The sequence below is a fragment of the Microbulbifer jejuensis genome, from assembly GCF_047289955.1.
Lineage (GTDB): Bacteria > Pseudomonadota > Gammaproteobacteria > Pseudomonadales > Cellvibrionaceae > Microbulbifer.
Genome location: NZ_JBLBUB010000020.1, coordinates 1 through 18,962, shown reverse-complemented (window position 1 = coordinate 18,962; position 18,962 = coordinate 1). Strand labels below are relative to the sequence as shown.

The window sequence follows — 18,962 nt, the reverse complement described above, 5'->3', positions numbered from 1 at the left end:
AGTGCGCGGGGGGATTGGTTCAACATGCAAACCCATTGCTTATTTTATACAGCGCATCCCTTTGCCGGTGAGGCCACCGGGCACGGGTTTTTCAAACAATGGCATCACAACCCCAGTTACGGGGATGCGACAGGGTGAAACCGGCCCTCTTGCAAACACACGACCTGATCGGCGATATGGCGTGTCGCGGGCAGATCATGGGTAAACACAATGAGGGCGATGCCCTGCTCCTTTTTCAGTCTGTCGAAACAACTGAGCATGTGGGACTTGGACAGTAAATCCAAAGCCGCGGTGGGCTCATCGGCCACAAGGTACCGTGGCTGCAGGATGAGCCCGCGGGCAATAACGAGTTTTTGCGCTTCTCCACCGGATAGCTGGGCGCTGCGACGCTGCAGGAATTTTGCATGGGTTGGCAGCCCGACCATATCCAGCACCTCCTGTATCGTGAGCGTGCCCTTTTTTGAACGGTGCGGGTCACCGACTTGCCGGCGTCGCTGCGCAAATCGCAGTGCCTCTTTCAGTACTGCCTGCACCGTAAAATGACGGGCCATAGCCCGGTGTGGAAGCTGTGGAACAAGTGCCGCATAGTCATACAGGCCATACGCGGTTTCAGGCCCTGTGTTTAAATGGCGTGTCCCGTTCAGGTTCTGCGGGGATTGGCCCCATGACCAAAAGACACGACCGTGCTGCTTTGCTTCAAACCCTGTCAGTATGCGGGCTAAAGTAGACTTGCCCACCCCAGACGGACCGGTGACGACCAGGCACGACCCTGCCGGTACAAAGGCCGACACGGACTTTAGGACAGGCCGGTCGCCATAGCGATGGGACAGGCCTTGTATCCGCAGTCCGGCACCGGGGCGGATATTCACCGGTCTGTTGGGGGTGCGGTGCGCAATCGGGGGATTGGGACTCGGGCGTTTTCCGCCCAGAAGCCGTCTCGTGTAGGGGTGTTGTGGACGGCTGAGTACCTCATCCGTTGTGCCGGATTCGACAATGCGCCCTTTGTGAAGCACGCAAACCCGATTGGCGATTGACGCTATCAAATCCACATCGTGGGCAATCAGGAGTTGGCAGCGCCTGTCCGCACCCTCTTTGAAGGTCTGCACAATCTGCGCCTGGGTGACGGCATCCAGTGCTGAAGTCGGTTCATCAAAAATAAGGTACGGTGGTCTGCACACACAGGCCAGCGCCATCAGAACCCGCTGTATCTCACCACCACTCAGTGCCGCCGGGTACCGGTGGTAGAGCCGCTTGGGGATATGGCATTGTTCACACAGCAATGGGGCATCAGCACCATGTAGATTATGTACACCGATAACCTCATGCACATGTTGAATCACCGTGCGATGCGGATTGAGTGCATCAGACAATCCCTGCATGAGCATGCCTACCCGGCTACCGCGCAATGCGCGTATTGCCGATGGCTTTGCACGCAAAACATCCACACCATCGATCCACGCGCTGCCTGACCAGCGAAACTGTCCTTTCGCAGGGGGCTGGCGGTTTTGGGAATCGGCCAAGCGGCCCGGAACCAGTCCGAGCAGGAGCTTTGCGAGGGTTGACTTGCCGGCACCGGAGGCGCCCAGCAGGGCGACCGTTTCCCCGCAGCGCACGTCAAAGGATAGCTTGTCGAGCACTGTGTCTTCGCCGGTAGAGAGACACAGCTGGTTGATTGCAATCATACCGACAGCCTGGCCCCTGTCATCACGTAGCGTTCGAATCTCTGCCCAAACGTAAGGCAGCCCCAGAGAAACAGGCAAAGCACCAGTGTCGGTGGCAATAGCAGCCACAGCCAGGCGTCCGTGTACAGATAGTTGAGGGAATCCTGAATCATGGAACCCCAGGTGACCAATCGCGTATCTGTGATCCCGAGGAAACCGAGCCCCGCAGTCATCAAGGCTGCGCGGCGGATATGCTGGATAAACAACCCCACCAACACAGGGGATACCGCCGGTAAGACGTGCACGGTCATACAGTAATACCCGCTTTCCCCCCCGATCCTGGCATAGCGTACATTTTCCCGTGTCAGCTCCCGCAAAAACACGGCACGCAAGACACGCACATCGTCATACCAGCCGGTTGCAACAAGCAGTACAACAAGCGCAATCATGCCGGGGCTCAACCAGACTGAAACCAGCAGTATCAGGAGAATGGAGGGTATGGACTGAAGGATGTCGATGAACCTCAGTACCAGGCCAGACAGTTTTCTGCCTGCAGTCGCCACAAAAATACCAACGCCAATGGACAGCAGCAAGGTCAACAGCGCAGCGATGACAGCAATACCAATGGTGTTCGGTGTGGCAATGAGCAGGCCCGTGAGAATATCCTGGCCAATATCATTGGTGCCCAACCAGTGCTCGAGACTCGGTGCTGCCAGTGTATCCAGGCTCGTTTGATAGCCCGGCAGAAAATAAACCACCGCTGGCAGCAAACAAAGGCCCAGGGTGAACAGGACAATGAGTTTAACCTGGACAGGCCGTATCATCCGATTCTCCGCCATAGCCTATCCTCTCCGGGAATGAAGCAGTACAAGGGTGTCGATTATCCAGTTGAAGCCCAGTATAAATACAGAGAGCAGCAGTACGGTCGATTGAATAACAATATAATCCCGCTCACCAATGGCCTTATAGAGCACGAGGCCAATGCCCGGATAGGAAAAAACGATCTCGACAAATAAGGCACCGCTGATCAATCCTGAAAAAGCATCGCTCAAGCGCGATGCAATAGCGGGAAAAATATTTCTGCCATAGTAGTCAACCCTTTCACGCACTCCATAAATTCCACGCGCCCGTGCGTTCAAAAGGAAAGGCCGGGTCGATAAACTGATGGCTTCGCTGCGGGCCACGAAAAAAAATCTGACAATTTCATGCATCGCCAGGGCGAGGGCGGGTAATAGGGCATGACGGAGAATTTGTATCGCATGCGCAACCATACCCTGGGCCGGAAACAGGGGTTGAGCCCCGCTTGCCGGCAGTATCGGCAACAGAATGGCAAATACCAGTAGCAAGCCGATCGCCATAACGAAGGGGGGGAGGCTTGCGAGCAGAGTCATCGCGCCTGTGAGAAACCGATCAATCCCACCATGGGGTTGACGCCCCGCTTCAATCCCGCAGGCAACGCCGGTAATCAGAAAAATCGGCAAGGCGAGCAGGATCAGAAACAGCGTCCACCCCAGCGGTTGGATAATAATATCGGCAACCGGGGCAGCGTGTCGGAATGAGTAGCCAAGATCCCCGTGTAAAATACCAAAGCCGTAGGCTGCCAGTTGATCGAGCCACGACCCCTCGAACCCCATGTGAATGCGCAGTCGTTGTATTTCCCCTGCATTCAGCCCACGGGTGTATTCCGAGGCGACCATGACCTCCAGTGGATCGCCCGGCAGCAGGCGGGGCAGATAAAAGGTAATGACGAGTAAAAGGGCAAAGATCAATAATCGATTGACGAATCCAATCAATACCATGGTAAAAGTCGCTAAAACAGCTGGATTGCCCATATCGTTACTGCGAAAAGCCCGGCTATTACCTGGATCTGCTCAACCCCGAACACACCGCGGTCAACCCACAAGAACCGATTTGTGGACGGAGGTAGGAATACCGATGGCGACACCATCGGGTAAAAAGCGCGGTGCAATCTTATGATTGTGTGCCGTGGCGTAGGTTGGGTTAAACAGCATGTAGGAAGGCAGTTCATAGGCGTAGAGCGCCTGGAATTTCGCCAGCAATGCCTTGCGTTGGTGAAGACTCACAACCTGTGCCTGCTGCTCCAAAAGCGCCGTCATCTCCCTGCTGTCGGCAAAGTAATCACCGTTCCAGAAATCACCCGCAAGGTAACGCACCAGATCGCTGGGATCTCCCATGGTGCTTGTGGACAGCAGTGACAAGTCGAAATTACCCGAGCGCAAGGCCTCTCGCAGCGCTGTGCGCTCAAGAATGCGGACATCAACCGACAGGCCGATACTTTCCAGCTGTTCGGAGACAACAACCGCCTCGCGCCTTAATGGGGTATCTGTCACCAGTGTCAGCTTGATCACCTCTCCATCCGAGCACCACCGTTTGTGTTGATCCCTGCTCCAACCGGATTTGCTCAGCAGGGTTTGTGCCTGTTGCGGATCAAAGGCGTAGGTAGGCAGTGCAGTGTCTCCCCCCCAGGGAGAATTTGGCTGAAAAAACCCGGTATCGGCCGGGGCTGCCTCGCCCTGGCGAACGGTTTCAATCAACGCTTTTCGATGGATTGCAAACGCCAAGGCATGGCGCCTGTCACGATCCTGAAACCGGTTTCGGTTGTTAAAGAGCAAGCGTACCACGTGATTACTCGCTGCCGTGACAACCTGAAACCCCATGGATCTGGCTTGTGTGACTCTGTCATAGGGCAAAAATGGGATGAGATCGACCTCGCCGGAGCGCATGGCGCGCAGTGCGGCGTCTGGTCCCATAGTGACGATAGCCATCTGGTCAAACAGGGGATCACCCCGGTAGTAATCGGTATTGCCCTTGAAAAAATAACGACCCTCCGCCCGGTCGTAGCCTGAAAAGCGATATGGCCCGCTCCCCATCAATGCCGAACCGCTGGTAAATCGCTCTGGCGAAGCGTGCCCGGCATAGAGGTGTTCAGGCAGTATGGGGAGGTTGAGGAGGGTACCCGACAGCAACCCGGCATCGGGCTCCCGCAAGAGGATGTTCAGCCGGTTTGCACTGAGTGCAACTGCCCGCGCTATTTTTACTGTCGAGACAAACAGGTAGGGATGTTTTGCCATATAGGCAACAGTAAACACCACATCCTTTGCGGTCAGAGGACTCCCGTCATGCCAGCGTATATTGTCCCGAAGGGTAATCGTGCAATTCAAACCATCGCTGGACAACTGCCAGGCACGGGCAAGGCCCCCAACCAGTTTACCGGTGCGGTCTTGCGCAATCAGGGTATCGAAAATATAGCTGGTATAGAGATAGCCAATCCCATCCTTATGGTGCAAAAAAGGGGCCGGAAGGCCGCGATCCCCCCCCTCATCGGCAATGACAAGGCGGTTTGCGCGTCCATTGGCACCTGTAGGGGATAGGGCAAAGCCCAGAAACGGCCATAACGCCGTGTATTGGATTAATGCTCTGCGGCTGAATGGCATTGGCATTTGTCCGGGTTGCTGCTGGGGTGCTGGGAGTTTTCCACCTTGTCCCCTTCAGTGCCCGGATAGTCCCACCCTATTTTTGCCTCTTCAATCCTGTCGTCAGCGGGAATATACGGTTTGATATCCACCACCTTGGTGCCATCCAGGCAGTCGAGGCCGCTGACGGTGAGGCGAGTGCCCTCAATACGGATCAGCTTGACCGGGCTCAGTGCAATGGGGTTGGGTCGATTGGGGGACCGGCTCGCAAAAACACCGCGGACATCCTTGCCGTTTCGACCACACCGCTGCAATTGCGTCCGATCAGATTGATCAAACCAGTATAAAATAAATAAATGCGTGGCAAACTCGATTTTGTACAGGCCCTCCAGATACTGCGCATCAATTTCAATGACCGAGTGGTTGGTGTTAAACCGGCCTGAGCGTGGGCATTGCCCCAGGGCATTGAAATCCGTATGGATCGTACCAATAGGATGCAACGCAATAGTGCCCGGAATGTTTGCCTTCATACTGCTTGACTCCATAGTTTCTTTTCCTTGCAAAAAAAGAGACCCGAACGGGATCACATTATCTTTCCATCCTCCCGGTCCAACAAATTGCATTTTGTGAGGGCTAACCTCAGCATTCCTGAGCCAGTGACCCTGGCCAGTGGTATCGGCACCGAAAGGCCGGCACGGTGAAAGAACCCGGTAATAGCTTCAATGATTGCACAATGCTTGGAATTCCCAGAGATGCCTTTGGAAGGCAACACAGCCCCCCATTCTGGCGGTTCGTGCTGATTCAGCAATCGAAAAGGTGGTGCTGGCATACACTCTGTAGCGATTTTTCGGGAAAGCCAAATGCATCTAAAGCACCGCGCAAAAAGGACGTTGTGCGTAATCACTATAATGAAGGGGGTGTAGTTAAACCGATGCCCAGCATTCTAACGAGCTGGATACCAAAGTTATACTCTACATGAGCGCCTGTAGCTCGGATAAAACAGGCGTGCTGCACTCTCAGGGAGGTATAACCCATTCTGGTGCTTGAGGGCTTGAAAGAAAGCAGCGTATCTGAAGGACGGCGAGCCAGCAACCTTCCGCTCAGCTTTTTGTAATTTTTCGAAAAAGCGCTCAAACAGCAGTCTCAGTTTGCGTAATACCGACAAATCCAGCAAGTGCACTTCGTCAATGGGAATATAACTGGGGTTTTACACAGATCTACGAAAAACCAACAATCTTATGGAAAAACCAACTCCCTTAACTCTTTATCTGATAGTTCTGCCAACCATTTTTCACCACTGGCCACCGTTAGGTCAGCCAATGGGTGGGGCTGATCACCGAAGGGGCGACAACAACCGTTTGCTATTTTCTCATTGCTGCTTTTGTAGCAAAAGCTATAATGCCAATACCAATAATGAGCAAAACAACTAGAATTGAATTTATAGTTGAAGATGAGATATCCATTTCAGGTATTCCAGACCTAGGCAATGATAGGTAATAGAGCGATAAAAGTGTAAGAGGAATAGCGAGAATAAGCCCTGCAACCTCGATAATGAATAGTGTTATAGGCATCTTATCTGGGGATACAGGAAAAATCTTCGCTAAATCCAAGGCATAGACCAGAAAATAGGATATTCCACATATAGCGGAAGCAATGAGCGCAAGATTACCTGCACCAATGGAAAAATAAGCTAAAGACAAGCTGGCAATGCCTAACACGGTTAAAAAAGTATTAAACATACCGAGTATTGCAGGCGCTATATGTGAAAAATTTCTGTTCTCAATTGGACCACCTGGAATTAGCAAGCCGAGTAATACCGCCGATAAGACTAATAACCCAGATATTGCATAACCAATAAAATTTTCCATAGTATCTCCCTCAGGAATTTCTGAATAAATGGCATTGGCATTTGTCCGGGTTGCTGCTGGGGTGCTGGGAGTTTTCCATCTTGTCCCCTTCAGTGCCCGGATAGTCCCACCCTATTTTTGCCTCTTCAATCCTGTCGTCGGCGGGAATATACGGTTTGATATCCACCACCTTGGTGCCATCCAGGCAGTCGAGGCCGCTGACGATGAGGCGAGTGCCCTCAATACGGATCAGCTTGACCAGGCTCAGTGCAATGGGGTTGGGTCGATTGGGGGACCGGCTCGCAAAAACACCGCGGACATCCTTGCCGTTTCGACCACACCGCTGCAATTGCGTCCGATCAGATTGATCAAACCAGTATAAAATAAATAAATGTGTGGCAGACTCAATGTTGTACAGGCCCTCCAGATACTGCGCATCAATTTCAATGACCGAGTGGTTGGTGTTAAACCGGCCTGAGCGTGGGCATTGCCCCAGGGCATTGAAATCCGTATGTATCGTACCAATAGGGTGTAATGTAATAGTGTCCGGAATGTTTGCCTTCATACTGCTTGATTTTATGGTTTCTTTTCCTTGCAAAAAAAAAGAGACCCGAACGGGATCACATTATCTTTCCATCCTCCAGGTCCAACAATTTGGATTTTGTGAGGGTTAACCTCAGCATTCCTGAGCCAGTGACCCTGGCCAGTGGTATCGGCACCGAAAGGCCGGCACGGTGAAAGCACCCGGCAATAGCACCAGTAATGGCATATTGGGCGAAATTGCAGAAATGGCTTTGCGGGACATGACAGGCTCGATCCGGTGGTGTATGCGGATTGGGCTGTCGTAAGGGTGGTGCGGGCATACGCCCTGTGGTGATTTTTTAGGAAAACCACGTGTCTCCAAAGCACCGCGAAAAGAGGCGTAGTGGTAATGGCCACCAGGGTGCGTTATCAAGCTCCAAACGGTGCGCCCAATCGCTGTATTACAGGCCGGTGTCCGGCATCCTCACTCTCTGAGCGCCTGCCGCTAAAGGAAGGACAGACGGGCAGTACTACCCGGGCGCTTTGCTGCGCAATATCGAACTGGCAATTTCAAGCAGGGGGTCCTGCTCTCTTGTGGGCAGGTAGGCAAACAGAACCCGGACGGACTTGTGGACCTCACAGATTAAATCGATTTTTCCGTTATTGAGGGTTTCACGGGCAGTGTCGGTATGCAGCAATCCAATGCCAACCCCGCCGGCAATCAATGTGCGGATCACGTTTTCCCTGTCCACCTTGATGATCTGCTTGGGGCGAAAATTGTGTAACTTGAACAAATTCTCTGCCGCCCGCCCACAACAGGTGGCCGGATTGGGAGAAATCCAGGGCATTGCACTGAGGCTCTGCCAATTCAGGGGCTGTGAATTCACCACAAGCCCGGCCGGTGCCGCCAGAAATATGCCGAATCGGGAGACTTCCAGCGTGTGAATGTCGGGGGCAGGGTCATTGGGCTCATTATAGAAGCAGGCATCTAAAGTACCATTGCGCAAACTTTTGAGCATCTCAACAGACTGCTCAAAATATTGAAGCCTGACATCCACTCCGGGGCAGCGCTCTGATAAACTCGAAAGGAGGTGGCCAATGGCCGGTGTGGAGGATTCACTCCCGGCACCAACAACCAATTTACCCGTCAGTGCGTCTTTCATGCGAGACGACTCATCAATAAAGTCCCGATGCGCAGCAAGGATTTTTTCTGCCTTGTTCAGCAGTCTTTTGCCATCGTCAGTCAGGCGCATGCCTTTGGTATTGCGTTCAAATAAGACCAGTCCCAGCTGTTCCTCAATGGCCTTGATATGTGCGCTCACCGCAGGCTGGCTGAGATACAGGCACTCTGCCGCCCGGGTAATACTGCCCTCTCTGGCCACGGCAACGAACGTTTTGATTTGATAAATTTCCATGCTGGACAACGCAAGTCAAATTGACGGAACAGAAATTCCCTGGTTTTCAGCCGGTATCAATCACCATTTAAAAGCGAAACTTTGAATCGCAGGCTTCTGCCATACGGGTATGCAGCGTATCACTTGAACAGGGAGGGGCTCTGGGTATCGTATCGAACATTCATGCCTGTCAGGCTAGCAGAAAGTCGTCAATGCATCAATTTTGGAATCTTGAGGTCTGCACTCAGGGAATCTGAGTAGGGACTATAGTATGCAGTATGCGCGTTTTATTGAAAGTTTAGGAAATAAAATCCTGTAAAGTGACCTGATTCTCCCCACTGAATGGGTCATGCCACACAGCTGGGAAACACTGGGTCAAAATAGACAATCCAAATACCATAAAAACCGAAGAAGATTGCCACGAAACCACGGCAGGCAAAGGGGGTGATGCGGCCAGGTAGTATCCTGTGGACTGGAGACGCCGAATGCCCAATGCCGCACAGACCGCCCATTGCTGCAATAAGCAGCAGGGTGGGTTCTGTCAGACTTCGTCGGGGGAAACTGCCTTCCGGATCGGCAGCAGGCCGTGCAAGATAACACGCGAATTAAGGCCGGGCTGTTCCTGGACAGCCCGGAGTGGGAATCCTGGCGGACCCGGCGGCAGATGCCAATCCGGGCTAGGGGGTGGTGGTACAGATAGGCACACCCCGGATGGCCGGTGTGACGGGTTCGGGCGGGCCCTCAATTGCGCCTCCGGCACCGGTGAGGGTGATGGGCACATACTCTAATAACGCATTGATTGTTAAGTAGGGTTCAGAAACAGGCCAAGCGAAGGGCGGTGCGCCGAATCCTGCCACCAAATTGGCATTGACAAAAGAGGCCGAGTCAGAGAAGGGGGGTGTGGGGGGAGCGCCACCAAAGGCGGTGAAACAATAGAGTATCATGTCATCAAAATCGAGTTTGGCAAACTCCATACCGCCTTCAGTAAAGGTCTCCAGGGAAGCGAAGGTTCCCGTAGCCTCTACTTGGGCACGTGTCGGTGCACAATAAAAAGTCTTCGTCACCAGATTGCCGTCCACATCCTCCTGCGTTCCCTGGTAAGAGGCGATATTGCACAGGGCGACGACCGTGACCGACACGGTATTACTGACAATGCCCCCCTGGCTGGCAAACACACTGATAGTCCCGACCCCCACGCCTGTGACCTCGCCCAGGCTGTCCACCGTGGCGATTGCGGTATTGTCGCTGTGCCAATCCACGCTGGTGGTGATATCGCTACTGCTGCCATCGCTGAAATTACCCAGGGCGGTGAGTTGCTGGCTACGCCCCTGGGCCAGGTCCACCGCCGTCGGCGTCACCTGAATACTGGTCAATACGGCACTGGTCACCGTGACCGACACCGTATTGCTGACAACAGCCCCCTGGCTGGCAAAAACGCTGGTGCTGCCCACCGCCACCGCCACCACCTCACCCAGGCTATCCACCGTGGCAATTGCGGTGTTGTCGCTGTGCCAGTCCACGCTGGTGGTAATGTCGAGGGAACTGCCATCGCTGAAATTGCCCAGGGCCGTGAGCTGCTGGCTGTTGCCCGCGGGCAGGCTCACCATCGCCGGCGTCACCTGGATACTGGTCAATACCGCGCTGGTTACGGTGACCGAAACCGTATTGCTGACAATAGCCCCCTGGCTGGCAAAAACGCTGGTGTTGCCTACCGCCACCGCCACTACCTCACCCAGGCTATCTACCGTGGCAATTGCGGTGTTGTCGCTGTGCCAGTCCACGCTGGCGGTAATGTCGAGGGAGCTACCATCGCTGAAATTGCCCAGGGCCGTGAGCTGCTGGCTGTTGCCCGCGGGCAGGCTTACCACTGCCGGGGTGACCTGGATACTGGTCAATACTGCGCTGGTTACGGTCACCGAAACCGTATTGCTGGCAATAGCCCCCTGGCTGGCAAAAACACTGGTGTTGCCCACCGCCACTGCCATCACCTCGCCCAGGCTATCCACCGTGGCAATTGCGGTGTTGTCGCTGTGCCAGTCCACGCTGGTGGTAATATCGAGAGTGCTGCCATCGCTGAAATTGCCCAGGGCCGTGAGCTGCTGGCTGTTGCCCGCGGGCAGGTTCACCACTGCCGGGGTCACCTGGATACTGGTCAATACCGCATTGGTCACGGTGACCGACACCGTATTGCTGACAATGCTCCCCTGGTTGGCGGAGACACTAGTGCTGCCCACCGTCACCGCCACCACCTCGCCCAGGTTATCCACGGTGGCAATTGCGGTGTTGTCACTGCGCCAGGCCACACTGGTAGTAATATCGAGGGTACTGCCATCACTGAAATTGCCCAGGGCCGTGAGTTGCTGGCTATTGCCCACGGGCAGGCTCATCACTGCCGGCGTCACCTGGATGCTGGTCAATACGGCATTGGTCACGGTCGCCGACACCGTATTGCTGACAACAGCCCCCTGGCTGGCAAAAATGCTGGTACTGCCCACTGCCAGCGCCACCACCTCACCCAGGCTATCCACCGTGGCAATTGTGGTGTTGTCACTGCGCCAGGCCACACTGTCGGTGATATCGGCAGTACTCCCATCGCTGAAAGTTCCCAGAGCCGTGAGCTGCTGGCTGTTGCCCTTGGGCAGGCTCACCACCGCCGGGGTCACTTGAATACTGGTTAGGACAACACCGCTCACAGTGATCGGCGCTCGGTTGCTGACAATGCCCGCCAAGCTGGCGAAGATACGGGTACTCCCAGGGGCTACGGCCGTGGCCACACCGCTGTTATTGACGGTCACCACTGCGGCATCTTCACTTCGCCAATTCACACTGTTGCTAATATTGGAGCTGGTGCCATTGCTGAAATTGGCCCGGGCAATATATTGTTGTGTCTCGCCCGGCGCCAGGGTCAGGTCGCGCGCGGCGTTTTCTGCGGGAAATATTGAGATGGATAGCAGGCTGGGGATCTGATTGTTATTGTTATTGGAGTCGCAGCCAGCCAGAGCGGCACCGAGCAAAATAATCCAAAAGAGTCTTAAAGCCATGCCCCTGAACCCCGTTGCGCCAATTTAAAAAATTAAGGTGCCAGGTCACGCCCTGGCACAAGTGTTACAAGTTTTTTATTGAATAAATACACCAGTCATGGCGCAGATATATTGATTTAGAGATCTGCCAGTGCTGGGAAGGGCAATGCCTTGATGATCATTATTTTTTGATCAGCAGTTTCGATAAAGCCGGAAACAAAAACACGAAAGAAATGCTATTACCGAGTGTATAAGAATGTAGAAAATACACAACCCGGCAATACGGCGCCAGCCTATCGCGCATGTCACTGACTGGGCGGTAAAAGACCTCCCGCTATAGCGCAGCGCTTAGGGGTTGGGCGGTATGGCAATCCCTGGCAAGCAGCAGGGTTGCCGTTTTGAGGGAAGCCAGGGAGAGAGATAAACAAATAGCATTGGAGTTCAGGAAAGTTTCGGCGCTCTAAAAATCAGCCCCTTTAATAGTGATATTTCAGGGGTTATGCCCGTTTCATATAGGTAGTCATAGGAAAGTACAAGACATAGCGGCTGTGTTTGAAAGTCCTTATTGAGTTTGTCTGCGGGGGGGCAGTCGTGCGATCGTGTTTCAACCGTGCAACGGCCCAGGCAATGAAGCGCTTATACAGCTTACTCCAGTCTACGAAGTCCTTCGGTTAACCTCTCTATGGGGAGCCGGTACGCCTATGTTAGAAAATGCTCACAATGGTCATCAAGAGACCGGAGTGTTATATCGCAAAATTCTCTACAGTTTTGGCCAGTGCTGATCGCTGAGCACTAATCGGGGCATTGCAAGCTCGCTTTGTTAGAACCTCAACAATGCGAGCCTGCCCTTATTGAGCAATAGGGGAGATCCAAACGGGAACAGCCCTAGCAAGTGGAAAATAATCCCGTGACGCAATGCCATCAATGAGGCGCTTTTCGTGTTTATACACCCTTGACTGGCCATCTTCGTCTGCTCCCAAAGGGGACGTAATGTGGACTCCACTCTTGAACGTGTCTTGACCGGTGCCTCCATCAAGCCAATCGCCTCCGGCTTTACCACTGTGTCTATTGTTTTCGGCAAATAAAAATATCCTAGTATTGCCATCCTTGGCATTGATACTATTGGTGATTTACTCACCCTGGTCGGTTCCAGCACAAACGTTGCTGCCACCGTTATCCAGTGTCACAGGTTCTCAGGTTTCGAAATCCACTAAACGCGAGTAAATACCACTCATGGAAATTATATCGAACTCAAACCGATTGTCGTCAACGGCCCGTTCAGAATGGCCGAGTAGCTCTATTTCATTAGCCTCGTCAGCGAAGTGATCCTTGATACGAATCATTTGTTGCGAGTCTTGATCAAAGCGAATGACTAGGTCATCGTCTTGCTTCAGGTATTCGATTCTTTCGTCGAATGCCGTGATGCCACCGCGCAGCACGAGTATATCATTGCCATGTTGTTCGATAATCACATCCAAACCATCCCCCGGGTGGTGATAGTAACGATCATCGTCATCGCCCCCTTGTAGGATATCATTGCCTGAACCACCGCTCAGTTGATCATTCCCACCCTGGCCGACTAATGTCTCTGATCTGTCCCGGTAGCCGAAAAGAATATCGTCACCAGGCGTCCCCAGATAGATGATGTTATTTTCTACATCGACATCACTCCAGATAGTGCCGTCGTGAAAAACAAAACGGTTGACTTTAAAATAGTCTTGATCACTGTTACTAAAGCCTAAAAACCAATGAGTAATGGTAATCTTATCGCCTGCTTGTGAAAAACGCAGCTCCAGATTTTCACCAATGCGATAAAACTCAACGTCTTCGGTTTTAATATTCGGGCCGAATACCAGGCTGTCGATCGAGGCTTCAAAGTTGCTATAGGCTTCATCGATTTTGGTTTCGGTCAAGATGTCTTCACCATCACCCCGGTAATAATAATAGGTATCACGGCCATAACCGCCATAGAGAATGTCTTTTCCCGGGCCACCGGTAAACGCATTATCACCGTAATCAAAGGGCGTTACATCGCCTTGCAAGATATCGTCACCAGTTCCGCCAAACAATTGATCATTTCCATCACTACCGTATAACTGATCATTGTCAGCGCCACCATCGAGTCGGGATGCAGATTCAGCGGTCAGCGTATCATCGCCGCTATCGCCGTAAAGTTCCCCTCTACCGCTCAAGCTATCATTGTCTTCATTGCCATGCAAAACACCAGACCCGGCTATAGTGTCTGCGCCAGCGCCGCCATTGAGTTGATTGTTGCCAAAATAGTCGTTGAGAATGTCATTGCCCGCTTCTCCATGAATAATATCATTACCCCTGCCACCATCGATCTGATCCTGTCCGTTGCCGCCGTTGATAACATCGTCTTCTGCATGGCCCTCAATACTATCGTCAGCGTCATAGCCCTCAATGGCCTTGATAAAAATCGTTTGGTAATCCCAACTCATACCACCGTCGAAGGTGATTTCTTCCAAGGCACCAGCAGAGACCTGGCCGGCGGTATAGCTGAAATGGGAATTGATCCGAACACTGTTTTCAGTACTGCTGTTGGAACCCAAAAAGGTGACAAGCAGGTCATTCCCCCGACGCCGTAATAGAGTTTGCGAAGGCGAAATATTCATAAGATTGAGGAGGTCATAACCCTGGGTATCGAACACACGATCATTACCGTCGCCGGCTTGGTAATAATATTGATCATCGTCGTCACCGCCGTGCAGTTCATCGTCACCAGTTTCACCATAAAGGTGGTCACTGCCTGAGTCACCATGAAGCACATCATCACCCTCACCGCCGAGCAAAGTGTCATTGCCACCTCGTCCGCTCAGGATATCGTTTTCAGCAAAACCCATTAACGTATTATCGTTATAAAATCCCGTGAGTACATTCTCCTGTTCGTCCCCAATGATCTCCACAGGAGGTACCAGTTTGACGTCGATCACAAGGCTTTGGCGTTCCGTGGGATCGTTTACGGAAGATGCGGTGGCAACCCAGGTAGTGACCTTATTCCATTCCGCCGCCCGATCAATGGTGACCAAAACCTCAAGAGTGTGGCTCTGATTGGCCGGAATTGTCACCGTAGCTGGATATTCCAGGGTTACAGATTCTGCCCCGGAAAGATTAAACTCAATCTCTTGTGCAGTCGCAAAGCCGTTGGTGATTTCAAATTTAAGCACAGGTTGATTCAAAGCAACCAATGTGCGCTGATTGAGATCCGACTCTTCATTGCCCAACAAGTCCAGGCTCAAGTGCTCCGGTTCAATAGTGGCGGCGACACGGGCAAAAGCCTCTCCCAATTCCGTGTTGCCCTCGGCCACTAACAAGAATGCTTCATCCGGTACCGTAAAGGTGGCACTGATAACCCTGCCATTGGTGTCCAACACCGTTGCCGGTTGTGCTAAAACCTGGCCCTGCAAATTACGTACACTCAACCTGGCTTCGCTGACACTTTCAGATAACCCGATTTGCAAGGCCAATGACTCGCCACTCACCGGAATACGATCGAGTATCAGCAAACCATCTCTGGCGTTAAGCCCATTCGTTAGGCTGGATAAGCGGATATCTTGTGTCTGAAGAGCACTGTAACTGTAAGCCTGCAGGCGGGCTTCAAAGGCACCGGTAAGATGCAGTTTCCACAGGCCCACCTGAGGTGAGTCAATTTCAATAATATTGGCAGAGCCCAGGCGCTGTGGGTTTAATTGAGGATCTGATATATCCAACAACTGCCCGGCGGGGTCTTCGACACTGATATCCGGAAACTCAGTGTTTTCATCGCTGGTAAATAATAGCTGCAGTTTATCACTCAGAGAATCATCGACAGGAATGACAATCATCAGTGTGTCGGTTGCCTGCGTGTTGATCACCTGTTCTGAAATTAAAGCGCGATTGGCATTATCCATTTCCATTAACAGCTCAATGGCAGCTTCCGCCCGCGCTTTATTGACCCCGAGAAATATACCGCCGGTTTCTTTGGCAATAGCCCCATATTGGGCATAGGTGGAAGCGGAAGTCAGAGGATCAGGAATACTATCTGCCATCTCCATCGCTGACAAAGATCTAGCCTGCGCTGAACGCTGATCACAGGAGGTATCAACGGTGGCAATCGTATTAATCCTAATGCGCTTTTGCCGGGCCAACTGCACAATCTGATAGCCAAGGCTAGGGTTATAGGCTGGCTCATCTGAAGCGAATATTATCGATCCGCCAGGCACATACATATCGCTGCGACCGCGAGGAAAATCCCTTAAAGCAGAAAGCAGTGCTCGGTTCGAAGCCTCACCGCAGCCGCTCCCTCCGCCCGCCTCCAGTGCATTGACTTCGGTTAAAATTTCATCCAGATCACAACTGAACCCGGTACTGTCTACATGATCGGCAAAGGTGACCAGTCCGAGTTTATGAGATTCCTCCGGGTTGGTCTTCATGTTGGCTATTTCACCGGCCAGGTAACTTTTAACGCCAGAAATTTCCGTATCCATACTGCCCGATACATCAATAACAAATGCCGTGCGACGCATACGTTTCTTGAGAATTTTAATCAACTGCTGCGCCTGCTCCGGTGATGAGGCGCGAGCATTTAATTGCTCAACAACACTATCTAAAAACGCCTGTGTACCCTGCTCTGCCGCACTATAGGCCGCTGCATGCTGGTTGCCGTTTGGTTCACTGGGGCTATCTTTGTTGAGTTCTCTGTGACAACACATACCATCGGGCATACCCCGGCATTGGTTGCCACTTAAAATTCCGGAAAGCGAAAAATATCCCGTTACAAGGCCGTCTGGAGCAAAATTATTATTGCTGTCACACTGGTATTGACTTCCGTTTGCTAATTCAAAGATATCCCCCACTGGGATATTGTTGTCAACCGAATTGGAATGAGAATAGATATCCTGCACTGTGTGCAAGGCGCGACCCAACTGATCCAGGGCTTCCCGCTTATCGCACTGTAACAGGGCCTCAACAATAAGATCGCGTTTTTCTGCCAACCGGGCAGATGCCGAATCCAGGAGGTTGTTATCTGCGTGGGCGCTGGGGTCTAGCTGTTCTTTGACATCGGTATACCAGTTGGCATCCCCCGCTTCATCAGAAGATTGCCGGTCAAACTCCTGTTGCTGCAGGAGTTGTTCGGTCATTTCTTCATGATATCTTTGTTTGAATGCTAAAGATTCACTGCTCCACAGCAGCCCCCAGGATAAAGCAACTATAGTTGCCAGCCTCTCAATCGTAAGACCCATAACTACTCCATGTAACTTTGAATAAAGTCAGTCTATGTAAATGGAAACCACCAGGCAAAAATGGCCATAGTCAGTGGTTTCCTCTATCTATCATTAAGTCGTATCGTGCTCATGATATTTATTGTCAACGCATCATTTTTCAGTTTCCTGCTTAAAGATTGTAATATCTATCAGTTATTCTCTAGGCCATAGTTATTTCAACTCAAAGACACGCAGATGATAGGTACCCCCAAGGTAGTAGGCAGCTACCAATTGATTTTCACCAAATACTTCCAAAACTTTTACCCCCGGTGTGCCGCCCTTTTCGAGGCGTATTCTCTGTATCAGCTCCATGGTTTCGGCGTGATACAGGCTGATATCCAGCCATGTATCCCCTCTGAAATTATCGCTTTCCAGTGCCACCAGCCATTGATCATCAATCAATACCATAGAGTCGACCACCCTCGGGATACCAAACCAAATACCCCGCCGATGGGTTTCTATTTTTGCCAGATGCTGCCACTGCCGTTGGCGATAGTCATATTGATACCAGCCTCTGAGTTTTTTTTCGCCAAAAAGTCTATAAAAAAGTAATCGATCTTTGCCGGGCCAATAAATTTTTTTACTCGTATTTACCAATCGCTTGAGATTTCCACTGAGAGGCGGCTTAACAGTGTCACCGGTCTTTCTCGAAAGCACGGTTCCATCTGACAAATAAACAAACCGTGCTCCACTATTGGATAAATACTGACCAGGCGCTAACTGAAAAGAGCGCTCAGATTGAGGGCCAAATAGCAGGCTGGTATAGGGTTTGGAGTTTGCACAGCGCTTTTCTGCGATTTTCGGTGAAAGTCTCAAAATCTTTATTTTACAGCCATGGCTATCTGATATTATTTGAGTAGATTGATAATCAACTCTCGAATTCTTAAAAACGGGTTTATTGCCATGGTAAGTGACAGTACCTTCGGGTTTGGGAATTATGTGATGATGTTTTAAGTACAACTGAGGTGGCAGGGTTTGTTGGGCAAAACAAACCATGGACAAGCACAATAATAGGCCGGTAGTGAGCAGATGCATCTTGGTCATAACAGAATGCTATACCGGGGGATATAGGCGGGCAATAGAATTTTCTGTGATGGCAAATTCTTGTGAACTTAATCACCCTGCCAGCAATACGAAAAAAATTGATATATTACCTTCAGATGATCAAAGCGCCTCCAGCATTTTTGAACTGCTTCAGCCGCTGGAACAGACGTTCTATTTCATTCTGCTTTTATACATCTCCTGATCAGCTTGCCAGGGCGCCAATCGATAAATTTTTGGGGCACAACGGGTATCTTACCCAGAATAAGTACCGGCTACCGCCTGTGATCTCCCCCATGGGGCTTGCCTATCATACAGCTAGTGGTCTGTTTAAAAATAAGGTAACAAATTGGAGTCTGTAATGAAATAAGGTACTTTGGGCTGAACTTGTTTGGATGTAGCTTATGGATTGATAAGAATTAGCGCACATTGTTGAAGTTCTGGCATCGCGATAAAGTGAGCGTGCAATGCCCGGATGAATATTCAGTGATCCATACCGGTCAAAACTGGGGGGAGGTTTTTACAATATAATACGTGGTTTCGGTTTGATTCTTATGGGCAGGTTTTATCCAGCCCGTACCGATTGCCCCTGGAGCAATCTACCAAAAGGCTTCGGATATTGAGATACGCTGTACTGTAGTGGCATAGTAAATTTGGCCACCTGACTTTGGGTGATAACATCACTCACAACGAAGATCAGGTGAATAAATGACCAGCACAAAAAGAAAATTTAGCCCAGAGTTCAAACTGGAGGCGGCTCAGCTAGTTGTTGACCAGGG

11 protein-coding genes are annotated in these 18,962 nt (G+C 51.5%); all 11 read right to left on the bottom strand.

Features of this window, described 5'->3' with window-relative positions; all coding sequences use genetic code 11:
- Nucleotides 1-116: 116 nt before the first annotated feature.
- A complete protein-coding gene (locus tag ACL7TT_RS13665) occupies nt 117-1,682 on the bottom strand; it encodes an ABC transporter ATP-binding protein (RefSeq protein ID WP_413396146.1) in 1,566 nt (521 codons plus the stop codon).
- On the bottom strand, nt 1,679-2,485 hold the full coding sequence (locus tag ACL7TT_RS13660) for an ABC transporter permease (RefSeq protein WP_413396144.1): 807 nt from the start codon (nt 2,483-2,485) through the stop codon (nt 1,679-1,681). Before ACL7TT_RS13660 ends, ACL7TT_RS13665 begins: the two co-directional genes overlap by 4 nt.
- 18 nt (nt 2,486-2,503) lie before the next feature.
- Nucleotides 2,504-3,493, bottom strand: coding sequence for an ABC transporter permease (locus ACL7TT_RS13655; protein WP_413396142.1), 990 nt, complete (start codon nt 3,491-3,493; stop codon nt 2,504-2,506).
- A 60-nt stretch (nt 3,494-3,553) separates the two neighbouring features.
- Nucleotides 3,554-5,116, bottom strand: coding sequence for an ABC transporter substrate-binding protein (locus tag ACL7TT_RS13650; RefSeq protein ID WP_413396140.1), 1,563 nt, complete (start codon nt 5,114-5,116; stop codon nt 3,554-3,556).
- A complete protein-coding gene (tsaA, locus tag ACL7TT_RS13645; protein ID WP_413396138.1) occupies nt 5,092-5,625 on the bottom strand; it encodes a tRNA (N6-threonylcarbamoyladenosine(37)-N6)-methyltransferase TrmO in 534 nt (177 codons plus the stop codon). Before tsaA (ACL7TT_RS13645) ends, ACL7TT_RS13650 begins: the two co-directional genes overlap by 25 nt.
- Before the next feature lie 831 nt (nt 5,626-6,456).
- Entirely contained in the window at nt 6,457-6,963 is a 507-nt protein-coding gene (locus ACL7TT_RS13640) for a hypothetical protein (protein ID WP_413396136.1), read from the bottom strand.
- 10 nt (nt 6,964-6,973) lie between these two features.
- A complete protein-coding gene (gene tsaA / locus ACL7TT_RS13635) occupies nt 6,974-7,507 on the bottom strand; it encodes a tRNA (N6-threonylcarbamoyladenosine(37)-N6)-methyltransferase TrmO (RefSeq protein WP_413396134.1) in 534 nt (177 codons plus the stop codon).
- 487 nt (nt 7,508-7,994) lie between these two features.
- Nucleotides 7,995-8,879, bottom strand: coding sequence for a LysR family transcriptional regulator (locus ACL7TT_RS13630; protein WP_301416218.1), 885 nt, complete (start codon nt 8,877-8,879; stop codon nt 7,995-7,997).
- 656 nt (nt 8,880-9,535) lie between these two features.
- Nucleotides 9,536-11,899: a beta strand repeat-containing protein gene (locus ACL7TT_RS13625; RefSeq protein WP_413396132.1), complete on the bottom strand. Its 2,364-nt coding sequence runs from the start codon at nt 11,897-11,899 to the stop codon at nt 9,536-9,538.
- A 1,172-nt stretch (nt 11,900-13,071) separates the two neighbouring features.
- Nucleotides 13,072-17,019 carry a calcium-binding protein gene (locus tag ACL7TT_RS13620; protein ID WP_459564496.1) on the bottom strand — a complete coding sequence of 1,316 codons (3,948 nt, stop codon included), beginning with the start codon at nt 17,017-17,019 and terminating at the stop codon, nt 13,072-13,074.
- A gap of 294 nt (nt 17,020-17,313) precedes the next feature.
- On the bottom strand, nt 17,314-18,186 hold the full coding sequence (locus ACL7TT_RS13615; RefSeq protein ID WP_413396130.1) for a hypothetical protein: 873 nt from the start codon (nt 18,184-18,186) through the stop codon (nt 17,314-17,316).
- Nucleotides 18,187-18,962: the final 776 nt, after the last annotated feature.